General features: G+C 74.2%; 1 protein-coding gene. It reads left to right on the top strand.

Annotation, left to right across the window (positions count from 1 at the left end; genetic code table 11):
* Positions 1-203: 203 nt before the first annotated feature.
* The coding region (locus FK498_RS20080; RefSeq protein WP_237561032.1) for a hypothetical protein at positions 204-391 on the top strand (188 nt) is incomplete at its 3' end.

Consider the following 391-nt stretch of genomic DNA (forward strand, 5'->3'; position numbering starts at 1 on the left):
GCCCTGAACTGGCGATCGGTCAGCAGTCGGTCGGTCATCGGGACCTCTGGCGTGGCGGCCGCCGGCGCCGCGGCGGCGCTGGTCCTTGCCGCCCCCTGGCCATGGCGCGGCGGCGCCGGCTGAACGCAAGCGTGCATTGCGGCGGCGCCGCACTGCCCCTAAAGATTGCAATCCATGGACAGGAAAGGGGCGGACGAGGGACCATGCGACCGTATGTGGTCGGTCTTCTCGGCCTGCTGGCGATCCTCGGTGCCGCTTGGCTGGCGCTCGGTGAACGCGACAGGGACCTCGCAGGGCGGTTTGCGGCTCTGACCTCCGGCGCGATGCCGGGCGCGCCCGGGGGCGCTCCGCCGGCACCGCCGGCTGCCGCGCCGGAGACGGCGCCGCGTGC

It is taken from the genome of Elioraea sp. Yellowstone, assembly GCF_006704265.1.
Lineage (GTDB): Bacteria > Pseudomonadota > Alphaproteobacteria > Acetobacterales > Acetobacteraceae > Elioraea.